This window comes from Janthinobacterium woesei (assembly GCF_051380875.1).
In the GTDB taxonomy this organism is placed as follows: Bacteria; Pseudomonadota; Gammaproteobacteria; order Burkholderiales; family Burkholderiaceae_D; genus Janthinobacterium.
Genome location: NZ_JBNYXW010000010.1, coordinates 77,698 through 93,173 on the forward strand (window position 1 = coordinate 77,698; position 15,476 = coordinate 93,173).

General features: G+C 64.4%; 11 protein-coding genes. 7 read left to right on the forward strand and 4 right to left on the reverse strand.

The features are described 5' to 3' along the window. The first annotated feature begins 129 nt into the window (after window positions 1–129). From ACQ4W6_RS13185 to ACQ4W6_RS13195, 3 genes are read left to right on the forward strand one after another with little or no spacing between them, the layout of a single operon-like run. Complete coding sequence (locus tag ACQ4W6_RS13185) at window positions 130–699, forward strand: DUF2760 domain-containing protein (RefSeq protein WP_436567631.1); 570 nt, start codon at window positions 130–132, stop codon at window positions 697–699. Next, window positions 696–2,564 carry an Hsp70 family protein gene (locus ACQ4W6_RS13190; protein WP_436567632.1) on the forward strand — a complete coding sequence of 623 codons (1,869 nt, stop codon included), beginning with the start codon at window positions 696–698 and terminating at the stop codon, window positions 2,562–2,564. Before ACQ4W6_RS13185 ends, ACQ4W6_RS13190 begins: the two co-directional genes overlap by 4 nt. Window positions 2,565–2,569: 5 nt before the next feature. After that, window positions 2,570–5,320 (forward strand): Hsp70 family protein, encoded by a 2,751-nt coding sequence (locus tag ACQ4W6_RS13195; RefSeq protein ID WP_436567633.1) that lies wholly within the window; start codon window positions 2,570–2,572, stop codon window positions 5,318–5,320. Between the two features lie 29 nt (window positions 5,321–5,349). Here ACQ4W6_RS13195 and ACQ4W6_RS13200 read toward each other — a convergent pair whose 3' ends face one another. The 3 genes from ACQ4W6_RS13200 to ACQ4W6_RS13210 all read right to left on the reverse strand — a co-directional run bounded on the left by ACQ4W6_RS13200 (window position 5,350) and on the right by ACQ4W6_RS13210 (window position 9,941). Beyond that, on the reverse strand, window positions 5,350–6,855 hold the full coding sequence (locus ACQ4W6_RS13200) for a CHASE2 domain-containing protein (RefSeq protein WP_436567634.1): 1,506 nt from the start codon (window positions 6,853–6,855) through the stop codon (window positions 5,350–5,352). 163 nt (window positions 6,856–7,018) lie between these two features. After that, complete coding sequence (locus tag ACQ4W6_RS13205) at window positions 7,019–8,377, reverse strand: serine hydrolase domain-containing protein (RefSeq protein ID WP_436567635.1); 1,359 nt, start codon at window positions 8,375–8,377, stop codon at window positions 7,019–7,021. Between the two features lie 67 nt (window positions 8,378–8,444). Beyond that, entirely contained in the window at window positions 8,445–9,941 is a 1,497-nt protein-coding gene (locus ACQ4W6_RS13210) for an alginate export family protein (protein WP_436567636.1), read from the reverse strand. Between the two features lie 338 nt (window positions 9,942–10,279). Here ACQ4W6_RS13210 and ACQ4W6_RS13215 point away from each other — a divergent pair, with 338 nt between their 5' ends. Together ACQ4W6_RS13215 and ACQ4W6_RS13220 are read left to right on the forward strand one after the other, a co-directional pair. Then, window positions 10,280–11,425: a sigma-54-dependent Fis family transcriptional regulator gene (locus ACQ4W6_RS13215; RefSeq protein WP_436567637.1), complete on the forward strand. Its 1,146-nt coding sequence runs from the start codon at window positions 10,280–10,282 to the stop codon at window positions 11,423–11,425. Between the two features lie 156 nt (window positions 11,426–11,581). Beyond that, complete coding sequence (locus tag ACQ4W6_RS13220; protein ID WP_436567638.1) at window positions 11,582–13,390, forward strand: NAD(P)-binding domain-containing protein; 1,809 nt, start codon at window positions 11,582–11,584, stop codon at window positions 13,388–13,390. A gap of 207 nt (window positions 13,391–13,597) precedes the next feature. Here the strand turns inward: ACQ4W6_RS13220 and ACQ4W6_RS13225 are convergent, their stop codons facing one another. Beyond that, window positions 13,598–14,164 (reverse strand): YceI family protein, encoded by a 567-nt coding sequence (locus tag ACQ4W6_RS13225; RefSeq protein ID WP_436567639.1) that lies wholly within the window; start codon window positions 14,162–14,164, stop codon window positions 13,598–13,600. Between the two features lie 482 nt (window positions 14,165–14,646). On the opposite strand from ACQ4W6_RS13225, the gene ACQ4W6_RS13230 reads away from it, so the two are divergent. Further along, a complete protein-coding gene (locus ACQ4W6_RS13230; RefSeq protein ID WP_436567640.1) occupies window positions 14,647–14,814 on the forward strand; it encodes a hypothetical protein in 168 nt (55 codons plus the stop codon). Beyond that, window positions 14,814–15,278, forward strand: coding sequence for a YbaN family protein (locus ACQ4W6_RS13235; RefSeq protein WP_436567641.1), 465 nt, complete (start codon window positions 14,814–14,816; stop codon window positions 15,276–15,278). Before ACQ4W6_RS13230 ends, ACQ4W6_RS13235 begins: the two co-directional genes overlap by 1 nt. Window positions 15,279–15,476 lie beyond the last annotated feature (198 nt).

Here is a 15,476-nt window from a genome sequence, read left to right on the forward strand (position 1 = left end):
AACTGGTATCATGCGGGCAAACGCCAGCCGGCGCCTGTGCAACAGGGCCGGCGCATGCACCACCTTGCGAAGCGGCCCGGCCACCCCGCACCGCCGACGCCTCCCTACAGATCAGAGAAACGAGTTCCCATGAGCACATCATCGTCCCACCCATCGTTCTGGCGCAGAGTCCCGCTGGCCTTTGGCGCCTTTTTCAGCACCCTGTCGGACGCCGCCTATGCGGCCCGCGTGGAAAAGCTGTCACTGCCCGAGGCCGCACCTGTGGCGCCGGTGGCCCCCGTGCCGACGCCGGCCGCCGCTCCCGTCATCTTGAAAGAAGCCACGCCGGATGCCGCCCTGCAATTGCTGGCACTGCTGCAGCGCGAAGCGCGCCTGATCGACTTTACCCAGGAAAACCTGGGCAGCCATGCCGATGCCGACATCGGCGCGGCCGCGCGCGTGGTGCATGAAGGCTGCGCCAAGGTCATGCGCGACTATTTCAGCATCGAACCGGTGCGCCAGGAAGCCGAGGGCAGCCGCATCGTGCTGCACGATGGTTTTGACCCGGCCAGCGTGCGCCTGACGGGCAACGTGGTCGGCTCGGCGCCATTTACGGGCACCTTGAGCCATCGCGGCTGGCGCGCAGCCAGCGTGCGCCTGCCAAAATTGAGCGAGCAGCACGACGCCGCCATCCTGGCCCCGGCCGAGGTGGAACTGTGAGCGACGTAATCAACAACAGCCCCCGCTACGCCATCGGCATCGACCTGGGCACCACCCACAGTGCCCTGTCCTATGTCAACCTCGATGAAAGCGACGGCGAAAAGTCCAGCCACGGCGTGCTGAAAGTGCCGCAACTGTCGGCGCCAGGCACCGTCGAAGACCTTTCACTACTGCCATCGTTTGTGTACCTGCCGCACGCCGATGAAGTGGCGGCGGGCGACCTGGCCCTGCCCTGGGTCACGCAGGAAGCCGAAGCGCCATTCGTGGTGGGCGAAATGGCCCGCAGCCGTGGCGCCACCACGCCGATCCGCCTGGTCTCGAGCGCGAAAAGCTGGCTGTGCCACCCGGGCGTGGACCGCCGCGCTGCCATCTTGCCCAACGACGCACCGGCGGAAGTGGCACGCATTTCGCCGATTACTGCCGCCACGCGCTACCTGACGCACTTGCGCCAAGCCTGGGACAACGCCCACCCGCAAGCGCCGTTCGCGCAGCAGGAAATCACCGTGACGATTCCCGCTTCGTTCGACCCGGCCGCGCGCGAATTGACGATGGAAGCGGCGCAGGCGGCCGGCTACACCGCATTGACCTTGCTGGAAGAGCCGCAGGCGGCCCTGTACAGCTGGATCCAGACCAGCGAAGGGCGCTGGCGCAAGGAAGTCAAGCCGGGCGACATCATTTTAGTCATCGACGTGGGCGGCGGCACCAGCGACTTTTCGCTGATCGCCGTACTCGAACAGGGCGGCGTGCTCGAACCGCACCGCGTGGCCGTGGGCGAACACATCCTGCTGGGCGGCGACAATATGGACCTGGCCCTGGCGCACCTGGTGGCGCGCAAGCTGGCCGCCAACGGCACCCAGCTTGACGCCTGGCAAATGCGCGCGCTGACCTACGGCTGCCGCAGCGCCAAGGAAAGCCTGCTGGCCGAGAGCAGCCTGGAAACAGCGCCCATCGTCGTACCTAGCCGTGGCTCGAAGCTGATCGGCGGCTCGATCCGCACGGAACTGACGCGCGCGGAGGTCTCCACCTTCATCCTCGACGGCTTCTTCCCGCAGGTGGAAGCGTCCAGCCGCCCGACAGTGCGCACGCGCGCCGGCCTGACGCAACTGGGCTTGCCGTATGCGCAGGACGCGGCCATCACGCGCCACCTGGCCGCCTTTTTGGGCCGGCAAGTGGCGGCAACAAGCGAGCTGGAAGGCTTCGCCGGCCGCCAGATGGACGGCGCCAGCTTCCTGCATCCAACGGCCGTGCTGTTCAACGGCGGCGTCTTCAAGTCCGACCTGCTGGTGCAGCGGATCATGGCCACTGTCAACGACTGGCTGTACCTGGAAGGCGCGGAAGGGGCGCGCATGCTGGCCGGGGCCGACCTGGACCTGGCCGTGGCGCGCGGTGCGGCGTATTACAGCTACGTGCGGCGCGGCCATGGCGTGCGCATCCGCGGCGGCACGGCCAGCGCGTTCTACGTGGCCATCGAATCGGCCATGCCGGCCATCCCCGGCATGGAACCGCCGATCCAGGCCCTGTGCGTGGCGCCGTTCGGCATGGAAGAAGGCAGCGAACTGGAACTGCCGGGCCAGCAATTCGGCCTGGTGGTGGGCGAACCCGTGCACTTCCGCTTCTTCGCCTCGTCCACGCGGCGCAACGACCAGATCGGCGACTTGCTCGATTTCTGGGGCCCCGATGAATTGCAGGAGCTGAGCGAAATCCAGGCGACCCTGTCTGCCGAAGGCCGCCAGGCCGGCGACGTGGTGCAGGTCACACTGCACGCGCGCGTGACGGAAGCGGGAACCCTGGAGCTGCTGGCCGTCTCCCTTGACGGCGCCGAGCGCTGGAAAGTGGAATTCGACGTGCGCGGCACGCCGCAATAACGACAATGCATAGCGCTGCCTATCTGGTCGGCATCGACCTGGGCACCACCAACACGGTGGTGGCATATGCGGATGCCAACGATCCCGCGTCAGGCATCCGCCTGTTCCAGGTCGAGCAGCTGGTGGCGCCCGGCGAAGTGACTGCGCGCCCCTTGCTGCCGTCCTTGCGCTACCACCCGGCTCCCGGCGAACTGGCGGCAGGCGACTTGCAACTGCCATGGCCACAGCAGGACGTGGCTGGCACGGCGCATGCCGTGCTGGGCGCCCTGGCGCGCCAGTTGGGTGCGCAAGTGCCGGGCCGTCTCGTCTCCAGCGCCAAGAGCTGGCTGTCGCATGCGAACGTGGACCGCCAGGCCCCCATCCTGCCGTGGGGCGCGCAAGCCGACGTGCCCAAGGTGTCCCCCGTGGCGGCCAGCGCCAGCTACCTGGCGCATGTGCGCGCGGCGTGGAATCAGCGTTTTCCCGCTGCCCCCCTGGAAGCCCAGGAACTGGTGCTGACCATCCCCGCCTCGTTCGACGAGGGTGCGCGCGCACTCACATTGGCGGCGGCGCGCATGGCCGGCTTGGCCACGCTACGGCTGGTGGAAGAGCCACAGGCGGCCTTCTATGATTTCCTGCACCGCCGGCGCGAAACGCTGCACCTTGACCTGGCGCAAACACGGCGCATTTTAGTCTGCGACGTGGGCGGCGGCACCACCGATTTCAGCCTGATCGACGTGGCTTTCGCCGATGGCACGCCGCAGCTTGAACGCAGCAGCGTGGGCAGCCACCTGATCCTCGGCGGCGACAATATGGACCTGGCGCTGGCCCACCTGGTCGAAACGCGCATGGCCAAAGGCGTGGAAGGCGGCATGCGCTTGTCCGCCGCGCGCTTGTCGCAACTGATGGAGCGCTGCCGCGCCGCCAAGGAACTGCTGCTCTCCGCCGACGCGCCAGACAAGGCCAGCGTCACCCTGCTTGGCGCAGGTGCGCGCCTGATTGGCGCCAGCCGCTCCATCGACATCACGCGCGAGGAAGTGGCGGCGATGGTCGTCGACGGCTTCTTCCCGAAAGTGGAACTGAGCGACGTGGCGAAAAAGGGGCGCGCCGGCATCGTCGAATTCGGCTTGCCGTATGCGCAGGATGCGGCCATCACGCGCCACCTGGCGAGTTTTTTACAGCAGCACCCGGGCGCACTGCCCGACACGCTGCTGCTGAACGGCGGCGTGTTCCGCGCCGACGCGCTGGCGCGCCGCCTGGCCGAGACGCTGGCGCACTGGCGCGGCCAGCCCTTGACCGTCCTGCACAATGACAATCCCGACGTGGCCGTGGCGCGTGGCGCCGTCGCCTACGCGCTGGCCCGCCGTGGCCAGGCGCCGCGCATCGGCGGCGGTTCGCCGCGCAGTTATTTCCTCGTGCTGGGCGAAGTGGGCAAGGACAAGCGCGCCGTCTGTATCCTGCCCCGTGGCAGCGCCAGCGGCGAAGAAATCGGCCTGACAGAGCGCTTGTTCGCACTGCGCCTGGGCCGGCCCGTGCGCTTTCACCTGGCGTCATCGATTGCCGAAGCGGGCACGCCACCGCAGCTGGGCGACATCGTCGACCTGAACGAAGGCGACTATGTGCGCCTGCCGCCGCTGGCCAGCGTGCTGCAAGACAGCGCAGGCGACAAGCGCGAAATCACCGTGCAGCTGGCCACCGTGATGACGGAAGTGGGCACGCTGGAAGTGCACTGCGTGGCCGAAGCGGATACCAATCAGCGCTGGCTGCTGGAATTTCAATTGCGCGGTGGCGATGAGGCGGAAACTGCAACGTCCACAGTGTCGCCGCGCCTGAAAGAAGCGCTCGAGAAGATCGAACGCATCTTCGGCGGCAAGGCGCAAAAAATCGAGACGAAGGAAGTACGCCAGCTGCGCCAGCACCTGGAACAGGGCCTGGGCAGCCGCGAGCAGTGGGATACCCCCCTGCTGCGCCAGCTGTTCGACGCCCTCATGCTGCGCGCCCGTGGCCGGCGCAGATCAGCTGAGCATGAGCGGGTCTGGCTGAACCTGGCCGGCTACTGTTTGCGTCCTGGCTATGGCGATGCGCTCGATCCGTGGCGCATCGAACAGCTGTGGGCCATGTTCGACACGGGCGTGCAGCACCACAAGGACAATCAGGTGTGCGCCGAATGGTGGACCCTGTGGCGCCGCGTGGCCGGCGGCTTGAGCACCGGGCAGCAACTGCGCCTGCTGGACGATTTCGCCTTCAACCTGCAAGCCGACGCCTCGCAGCGCGGCAGCCGCCCCGTCACGCTGGCCAATGGCAGCGACGACGACATGCTGCGCCTGGGCGCCTCGCTTGAACGCATCCCCGGCGCCTACAAGGCCGAAGTGGGCGCCTGGCTGATCAAGCGCCTGGACAAGGCCAGCAGCGAAGCGGCGGATACGAATACCTTGTGGGCGCTGGCCAGGGTCGGCGCGCGCCAGCCCTTCCACGGCAGCGCGCACGAAGTGGTCGACAGCGCCACCGTGGCCGACTGGCTGGCCGTGCTGCTGGCGCTGGACTGGAAAAAGACCGAACCGGCCGCCTTTGCCGCCACCCACCTGGCGCGCATGACGGGCGACCGCTCGCGCGACATCGGCGACGACTTGCGCGCCACTGTGCTGGCCCGCCTGAAAGCCGTGGGCGCCCCGCCCCTGTGGCAAGCCATGGTCAGCGAAGTCACGCAACTGGACGAGGCCAGTACCAAGCGCATGCTGGGCGAGGCGCTGCCGCCAGGCTTGAAGCTGATCAGCTAATTGGCCAAGCGAAGCCGATCTCTCCTGCCCTACACCAGCGCCACCACAAACAGCACCACCGCCAGCGGCGCCTGCACCAGCACGATGCCGGGGTGCGTGCGGCGCAGCTGGGCCCACAATGACAGGCCCGGCACCTCTTCGTGCGGGTGGTGCGCCTCGTCGCGCAGCGACATCGCGTGCAGGAACATGCCAGCGATGAGGGGGCCGGGGTTGACCCACCAGCCTTGTTCGAGCAAGCCGCGCGACAGGTATATGGCTAGCGCGCCGATGGCGAACGGCGAGGCCCACACCAGCACCAGCATCAAGCGAATGCCGTAAAACTCGGCCAGGGTGCCCATCTGCTGCAGACGGCTGATATCCTGGCCTGCCATGCGCTTGTCGATGGCCAGCTCGGCGCGGCCATACAAGGTCCACAAGCCGCCAAACAGGCAGCCCAGCAGCACGCCGATGACGATATCGGCCACGAAGACCACATATTTGTTCACGTCAGCCGTGCCGATGCCCAGCGAGGTATGGGCGGCAGCATGCAAGTGCAAGCCCGCCTGCTCGCCTTCGGCCGTGGTGTAGCGGTCGCGCACGTCGTAGGTGGCGCCGATGTACAGCACTTTTTTACGCGGCGCATCTGCCGCCACGCCGGCGCGGCCATCGAGCAGCCGCACGCGTACGCGCGTGGGATCGAGGAAGGCGGGCGCCACGGCGGCCGGGTGGAATGGCGCAGTGACGGCGTTCTGCTCGGCCGCATCCTTGGCGTCGCCATGGATGACGGGCTCGAACGCCCAGCGCGCCAGCTCTTTTTCGCTGCCCGTACGCCGCGCCAGCTGGCACACGCGGTCGGCCAGGCGATAGCCTTCCTTTTGCTCGGACAGCACTGCCGGCATGGGCTGGTTTTGCTCCTGCTGCTGCTTGCCATGCGCCAGTTCGAATGCCACGGCGGCCAGCACCGGGCTTTTCAGCTCGATGCGCGTGACGGCGCCCATGCGCTCGCGGATCTGCGGGCTGGCAAAATGCACGCCGGCGGCGCAGCGCGCGCGTATCCACGGCAAATTGGCGTTCTGGGCCGATTGTTCGGGCAGGATCAGCACCAGTTGATGGCCATCGGCAGCCAGCTGGTCGAGCAGACGGTCCAGTGGCCGTTCGCCCGGCTTGTGCCGCTCATTGGCTTGCTCATACATGGCGGGCGCCAGGTCCAGGTCGATGGCCAGCACCCGCGCGCCGCGCTGCGCCACATTGGCCAGCAGCTGTTGCAGGCGCGATCGCTCCAGCGGTTCGCGTTCGTCGAATACCTGCTCGAACGCTGGCTGGTCGATCTCGATGATGCCGGGCCGGTAAGCGGCGCCCGGATCCTTGCCCCAGTTTAATAACTGCCCCTGTTCCGCGCTGGCGCGCAGCATGGCCGCATCGAGCCATTCGAGCACATGAAAACCTTCCAGTACCAGCATCAGCGCGGCGATCAGGCTCGCGCCAATTACATGGTGCAGCAAATGCGTGCCCGTCAGCTTGAAGGCTTGCCCCATTTGCCGGAACGGCCATAGCAAACGCGCGCCAAGGCCAGTGTTTCGGGCCACAGGATGGTCAGCATTCAATCGATATTCTCCCTGTAATCCTGCCGTTTATTATCAAAACGACAGTCGGCGACAAGGAGAATATGGTATTGCAATTGTGTCCAGCCCGCCGCACGGCTGGCCCACCCTCTCCCTTTTACTTCGGCTTGGCCAGCAGCAGCTTGCCCAGCGCTTCAAAGGCTGGCGTGGTGGTCGGATCGTTGGCCGCGTTGGCCGCCGTCGGCGTTGAGGCAAAACGCACGATCACCATTTCCGCCTTCGGATCGACATAGATGCGCTGGCCGTACACGCCGCGCGCCATGTAGGCGCCATGGTCATTATGCGTGGCCCACCACATGTCGCGGTAGCTCCAGCCTTTCAGCAAGTCGTAGCCAGCCTTGGCAAACTGCTGCTTGTCGCCGCCACGGCGGATATCCTCGACGGCCGCCCTGGGGATGATTTGCTGGCCGTTGTAGCGGCCATCGTTGCGCAGCATCTCGCCAAAGCGGGCCAGGTCGCGCAGGCCCGCGTTCAAGCCACCGCCGGCAAATGGCGTGCCGGTCGAATCGACCGTCATGTAGCCATCCTGCTCGGCGCCCAGCTTCTTCCAGATATGCTCGGACAGGTATTCATTGACGTTCTGCCCCGTGACGCGGGCGATGATCCAGCCCAGCACATCGGAGTTGACCGTACGGTAGCCGAATGCTTCGCCATGTTTGCCCTGGTGCTGCACCGTCTGCAGGTACTCGAAATAGCTGCGTGGCCCCGTGTAATCCTTGGGTTTCGGCAGCGGGCTGCCGGCCGCCGCGTGCTGCCACACTTCGGCGTTCGGATCGGCATAGTCCTCGCTGAATTTCAGGCCCGTGGTCATGTCGAGCACCTGGCGCACGGTGGCGTCGCCAAACGCCGAGCTGGCCAGTTCCGGCACATATTGAGCCACTGTCTTGTGTGGATCGAGCTTGCCTTCGGCCACCAGCGCGGCGCCCATGGTGCCCATCACGGACTTGGTCACCGACATGGCGCCATGCTGGCCGCTGTCCTTCAAGACGCCGAAATAGCGCTCATACACGATGCGGCCGCGGTGCAGCACCACGATGCCATCCGTGTAATTGGCACCCAGCGACTGCTCCCAGGTCATCGTTTCCTGCGCGCCCAGCGGCGTGAAGCGCAGGCTGTCGATATCGCTGCGCAGCGCGCGCTGCAGGGGCACGGGTGCCGCCAGGGCGCGCGACACATTCACCGTCGGCATCAACTGGCGAAAGTGCGATACGCTCCAGCGCAGCTGGGGGAAATTGAAATAGCTGCCATCGTCGAAACGGATGAGCTTGTCGGCCGGCGGCGGCGCACCGACCATCCATTTCAATGTAGCAGGATCGCTGGCAGCGGCCGACAGTGGCGCAGCGCCCATAGTGGCTGCCGCTTCGGCGGCCTGCGCGCCCGCCTGCATGCCGCCCGAAGCGAGGGCCATGCAACTAGCGGCCAGGGCCATGCGTTTGATCTTGGGCAATACATTCATGCGATGCTCTCCTGTGTTTGCGCAGCGGCGGGGGCCGCTGCGGAAAATCCAATGCGACAAACCGGCCTCAATAGATCCAGACGACATTGGCCAGCCAGCCCGTCCAGGTCTTGGCCTGGCCTTTCACCAACTGATTGACGCCGGACTGCGCGAACGCGGCGCTAAAGCCCAGGGTCAGATAAGTATTCGGGTTGACGACACGCACGTATTTGACGAAGACATCGTTCGACAGCATGGGGCGCAGCACGCCCGAGATCACCACCGGCGCGTCGCCCGGCACGTCGAGGCGGGTAGCCTGGCCAAACTGCAGCGGACTGCCCATCCGGTTGGCGCGCACTTGGGCCAGGTAGGCGATCACGGTGTCTTTCGGCGTCGGGTGCAGCTCGATCGTGGCCTGCAGCGCATTCACGTTGGAGTTGACGAAGACCCAGGTCGCCTTGCTGCCGGAAGCCCAGGCGCCCGGCGTGCCTTCGAAGAACAGTGGGTCGAAGCGCTCGTTGCGGGCCGTATGCGGGTCGTCGCCGGAAAAACTCTGGTAGCCCAGCTTGAACGTCGGCGTCCACGCCACGTCAGGCAGCGAAAAGCCCCCTTCCGTGCGCCAGCCCCAGGCCCGCATCGGTTCGCGCGTATTCCATTCGCGCGTGGCGTCAAGGCCGAACCAGCCTTTTGAGAGCAGCGTGGGCAGCACGGGGACGCGCGCATAGCCATACACGAACTGCAGGTCCTTGCGGCCATCAGGCACCGCCAGCGGCGCGCCGATGCCGCCCGGTGCCGCTTGCGGATACGCGGCGCGCGAACGGGGCACCTTGCCATACGCTATGCCGACTTTACGCTCGTCGGCAGGGGTGTAGCTGACATCGACGCCCACCACGCGCGTGCCCGAATCGTTGTCCGGGTTTTCATTCGGGTCCAGATAAAACGCCTGGGCGCTGAACGCCTCCTGGCTCACCTTCGCCACCACCGAATTCTGGAAGGCCTTGCGTGGCCCCAGTTTCAGCGCGCCCCGGTCAAAACCGTTCGAGCCGCCATTGGCGATCAGCATGCCGGTGCCGAGCGTAAAATTCTGCGCGCCGGCCGACAGGTCAAGGCTGGCATGCGTGCCGCTGATCGGCATGCGCACTCCGGCGACGAATTCCTCGATCGAGATGCGGCCCGTATCACCTGCGCCGAAAGGATCGTGGCGCAAGGTGCCCGAGCCGACGGCGGAAACGCGCGCATACAGCTGCTTGCCGTCGCCGAGATTGCGCTTGAAACCGAGCGCCGGCTTGACATAGAACTCGTACCAATAGGGATTGAAATCGAAGTCCGGATTGCGCGCCGGCGTGTTCGACAGTTTCCAGAACAGCTTGCTCTCGCCGGCGATCTGCACGCCCGCCTCGACGGAGCGCGTGATTTGCCAGTCGGCGCCGATGGCCGGCTCGACGGCGGCGCGCCGGGCCACTTCCTTTTCCATGCTGCTCTGGCCATCCGGATCAAGCTGGCCAGCGGCGCTGCTCACAGCGCTCCAGCTCAGCAGGGCCAAGACGACAGAACCGCGCATCACGATCATCGCTTGCGTTGCCATAGGTATCCCTTGCGGTAGCTGACTTTTGATGACTTTTTTATCGAAAAGCGGCGCAGCGCGCCTGGCGGGAAAATCCGCCCGCCCAGGGGTATGGAACGCTTTCATTTGAGCGAATGTTATCAGAGAAACTCTTTTTTATTGTTGTAAGGCATCCTATTGTGCGGCCTCGGTTTTGTTCGCCATCTTGCATAAAAATATTCTATTTCTGATAGGCTTTACCGCTGAGACCAAGGTCTCACGGCAGCCCATGCTGCAATGCAGAATGCATGCGCCGGCACTTCATGCTACAAACTGACATCCACATAAAAACACCAGAGACAGATACACCGGAGAGCAGCATGCCTTACGTCCGCCAGACCAGCCATCTCGACCGGGTGCGCGACATGATTGCCGGCAAAGCCCTCAACCCGGGCCTGGACGCGGCCCGGCTGGCCTCCTCATACCGGCGCTCGCTGCACGACTACCGGCTCGACCCCGCATCGACCACGGGGCCGCGCATCTTGACGGGCGCCGAGCTGCGCGCCATACAGCAAGCCGAGGAAAGCTTCTTGCGCTCGACGGGACTATGCCTGCCGCGCCTGCACGCCATGGTGCGCGAGGCGGGCTACTGCGTCATCCTGGCCAATGCACATGGCGTGACGATCGATTACGTCGTCGACACGGACCAGCGCAAGGACTTCAAGAAGGCGGGCCTGTATCCCGGCTCATGCTGGTCGGAAGACGAGGAAGGCACCTGCGGCATCGCTTCCGTGCTGCTCGACCGCGAAGCGATCACCGTACACAAGAGCGACCATTTCCGCGCCGCGTTCACCAGCCTGACCTGCAGTGCTGCGCCCATCTTTTCGCCGCACGGGGAATTGATCGGCGTGCTCGATGCCTCGGCCCTGGCCTCGCCCGACGCGCGCGACAGCCAGCGCCTGGTGAACCAGCTGGTACGGCAAAGCGCAACCCTGATCGAAGACGGTTTTTTCCTCAAGTCCTACGGCCATTGCTGCATCCTGCTGGCGCACCGCAACCGCCATTTCGTCGAAGTGCAGCCGGAAATGCTGATCGCCATCGACGAACATGGCCATATCGTGGCCGCCAACGGCTGCGCGCGGCAAGTCATCGAGGGCATGCACGCGCTGCCCCGCCCTGTTGGCGAGGTGCTCGAAGTGCGCGCCGAGCGGCTCTTCGACGCGCGCGCCGGACACAATCTGCTGTCGCTGCGCCTGACCGGCAGCAGCACCTGGTTGCATGCCCGCGTGCGTGCGCCGCTGCGCCAGGCAAGCGTGCGCCCGCGCACCAGGCGCGAGGCGCCGGGGGAAGTGGTGGCGATGGTGGAATGCACGCCGCTGGAACTGGCCGAGCGCACGCGCATCGTCCATGCCATGAACAACGCCAAGTGGCGCCCGCTGCAGGCCGCTGCCATGCTGGGGCTGTCGCGCGCCACCCTGTACCGGCGCATCAAGCACCTGAAAATTGTGCCGCCGCACCGGCAGTAAGTGGACGTCAACGCGCCATAGATTGGCTGAGACTTCCGTCTCAATGGCCGCCATGCTGCAATGCAGGATGCGGCGCCAGAACGCCAGTGCTACAACATCGTCAGCGGCAGCACAGCCGCATCCCATCATAAAGTCAGCAGACTTGGAGGAGACACGATGCACACCGAGAACAACCCGCACGACCTGGCCGTGGCTGGCATCCTGGAGCAATTCGAAGGTGCCCTGCGCGCCAGCGACAACACGGGCGCTGCCCAGCTGTTCGAAGAGGACGGCTACTGGCGCGACCTGGTCTTGTTTACCTGGAACCTGAAAACCCTGGAAGGACGCGCTCAGATCGCCGCCATGCTGGGCGCGCAATTGGGCGCTGTGCAGCCGGTGGTGCTGCGCATCGCCGACGGCGAGCACGCCGTTGAAGCCGGCGGCGTACTGCAATGCTGGATCAGCGTGGAAACGGGCGTGGGGCGCGGCGCGGGCTTCATCCGCATCCGCGACGGCAAGATCTGGACCCTGCTCACCACCATGGGCGAATTGAAGGGTTTTGAAGAAGCCAAGGGCGGGCGCCGGCCCATGGGCGCCGAACATGGCGCGCGCACGGAGCGCAGCAGCTGGCTGGAAAACCGCGAGCAGGAAGCGGCTGAACTGGGCTATGCGCGCCAGCCATATTGCGTCATCATCGGCGGCGGCCAGGGCGGCATCGCGCTCGGTGCGCGTTTGCGCCAGCTCAATGTGCCCACCATCATCATCGAGAAAAACGCCCGTCCCGGCGACAGCTGGCGCAAGCGCTATAAATCGCTGTGCCTGCACGATCCGGTCTGGTACGACCACATGCCCTACATCCCCTTCCCCGACAACTGGCCCGTCTTCACGCCGAAGGACAAGGTAGGCGACTGGCTGGAAATGTACACCAAGGTGATGGAGCTGAACTACTGGGGCTCGACCAGCTGCGAGTCGGCCTGCTTTAATGAAGCCACCGGCGAGTGGACAGTGCAGGTGCTGCGCGATGGCCAGAGCGTCACCCTCAAACCAAAACAGCTGGTGCTGGCCACGGGCATGTCCGGCAAGGCGAATATGCCGAAGTTCAAGGGCATGGACGTGTTCCAGGGCGAGCAGCAGCACTCGTCGCAGCATCCGGGGCCAGATGCCTACGTGGGCAAAAAGGTAGTGGTGGTCGGCGCGAACAACTCCGCGCACGATATTTGCGCCGCCCTGTGGGAAGCGGGCGTGGACGTGACCATGGTGCAGCGCTCGTCGACGCACATCGTCAAGTCCGATTCGCTGATGGACCTGGCGCTGGGCGACCTGTATTCGGAGCGCGCGCTGGCGGCAGGCATGACCACGGCCAAGGCCGACCTCACCTTCGCCTCCATCCCCTACAAGATATTGGCGGACTTCCAGAAGCCCGTCTTCAAGGCTATCCGCGAACGCGATGCCGACTTTTATGCGCGCCTGGAAGAGCGCGGCTTCATGCTCGATTTCGGCGACGACGATTCGGGCCTGTTCATGAAATACCTGCGCCGCGGCTCCGGCTACTACATCGACGTGGGCGCCTCCGAGCTGGTCGCCGACGGCAAGATCAAGCTAAAAAGCGGCCTCGGCGTGCAGGAACTGAAAAGCCACTCCATCGTGCTGTCCGACGGCAGCGAGCTGCCGGCCGACCTGGTGGTGTACGCCACCGGCTACGGCTCCATGAACGGCTGGGCGGCCGACCTGATCTCACCCGAGGTGGCCAACAAGGTAGGCAAGGTATGGGGACTGGGGTCAAACACGACGAAGGACCCGGGTCCGTGGGAGGGCGAGCAGCGCAACATGTGGAAACCCACGCAGCAGCAAGCGCTGTGGTTCCACGGCGGTAACCTGCACCAGTCGCGCCACTACTCGCTATACCTGTCGCTGCAGCTGAAGGCGCGCATGGAGGGATTCGATACGCCCGTGTACGGACAGCAGGAGGTGCATCACCTGTCCTGATTTCCTGCATTCAAAACGAAAAATGGCGGCGGACCGAGGTCCGCCGCCATTTTTTTCCTTGCAGTAATACCTTACAGCACCACATAAACGTCTGACACAAATCGTAGCGAGCGGCGATGATTTGTGGCTGAGAAGCGCAGCTGTGCTATAGCACAGCGAGCATCGCAGGCCGCAAAGCGCGGTGCGCAGTAGATTTTGTCACACGTTTTACTCTTTGATCGCTTCGATCGAGAACGTCAGGGTGACGTCATCGCTGACGGCTGGCGCGAATTTGCCGGCGTTAAATTCCGAGCGCTTGATCTTGGTCGTGGCATTGGCGCCGCAAGCGTCTTTCTTCAGCATCGGGTGCGGTGCGCAGTTGAACGAGGTGACGGTCAGGGTGACTGGCTTGGTCACGCCTTTCAGGGTCAGGTTACCATCGACGGAGGCCAGCTTGTCGCCGTCAAAATTGAATTTGGTCGACTTGTAGGTGGCGACCGGGAACTTGGCCGTATCAAGGAAACCGTCGCCCTGGATGTGCGAATTGAACAGGGTCGAACCCGTATCGACGGATTTGGTATCGATCAGCACTTCCACGGCGCCCGTCTTGGCGGCACGGTCCAGGGTGATCTTGCCGGTAGTGTTGTTGAAACGGCTTTGCTGCGTCGAGAAGCCCATGTGGGTGTACTCGAAACGGGGGAAGGTATGGCTGCCATCGATGACATAGACTTCAGGAGCAGCAACGGCGGACAGCGAGAAGCCGGCGGCGGCGATAAAAGCGAGCAGTTTTTTCATTGTATATTCCTAACAGGGAGTGGAGGATGTCAACACCGCAACCGGCATGTGTGCGCCCGATACGGCTGTCTGGCGCATGCGGCTGATAGGCTGGCTTCAGTTGCAACGCTTATTTGCAACAATTATGCATGGCATGAAGATCGATGTAAAACGGAAAATATACCTAGTTAGCATCTAAAAAATCGATAATAAGGGCAGTATTATCCAAAACAGCGGCTTCTGCCGCCGATTATTGTCTGCCTTGCAAAAAATATCCAGCACTATCCGGCAACTTAAATGAGAATGATTCTTGTTATTGTCCACGCAGGTCGCTATCATCGTTGCCTTTTGCAGCGTGGGCACTGCCGTTGACACTGCCATCACCACGCCGCCGCAGAATTGGCCCGCCCGCCGGCGCGGTCGCATGCACGCCATCGCGTCCCTTGCCATGCCGGGCATGCAGCTTCGCCTTATTCATCCATAATGGAGCAGGAAAACACATCATGGCCACTAGCACCGATTCGAACGCATTGAACGCGACCCCGACAACCTCGCCGCCCCGCAGCCAACGCCTGCAAGCGGACAGCAAAACCAGCGGCGAAGAACGCGGGATCGCCGGTGCACGCGCCGCCTTCATGCGCATGCACGGCCACGTCGAGGCATACGCCTGATGGCAGAGCGGCACGCCGAGGCGCCCCTGCGCGAAGCGCATGGCGTGCGCCTGCGCCGCTGGGCCTGGACGGGCGCGGGGGCTTTGATGGTACTGCTGGGCATCATCGGCGCCATGCTGCCCGTGATGCCGACGACGATTTTCCTGATCCTCGCCCTGGCCTGCTTCAGCCGCGCCTCGCCGCGCCTGGAACACTGGCTGCTGCACCATCCCCGCTTCGGCCCATCGCTGCGCCAATGGCGCGAACACCGCGCCGTCTCGCGGCGTGGCAAGGCCATGGCCTGCCTGGGCATGGCCATCGGCTTTGTCGCCATGTGCCTCGGCCACCCGCCATGGTGGGTCATCGCCATGGTAGGCAGCATGGAAATGGCCGTCCTGATTTACCTGCTGCAGCGCCCCGCAGGCCCGCAAGCGCCAGCGACCGGGGCAGAATCTGCTCGCAACATGGGTAAGGGCGGGCAATAAACGCACATCCTTGCAGGGGGAAAAACGGCAAATCACCTGAGCTACGCATAAACCTGCCCTTACCCTTAGCATGGCGTCTCGAACTTTCCACCAAGTTAGCGCCCAGGCGGAGCGGGCGGCACGATTTAATTCGGTAAACACTTCACTTTCCCGCTTTTTCAACTTGAAAACATCCGTATAGACATTATTTGCATATTC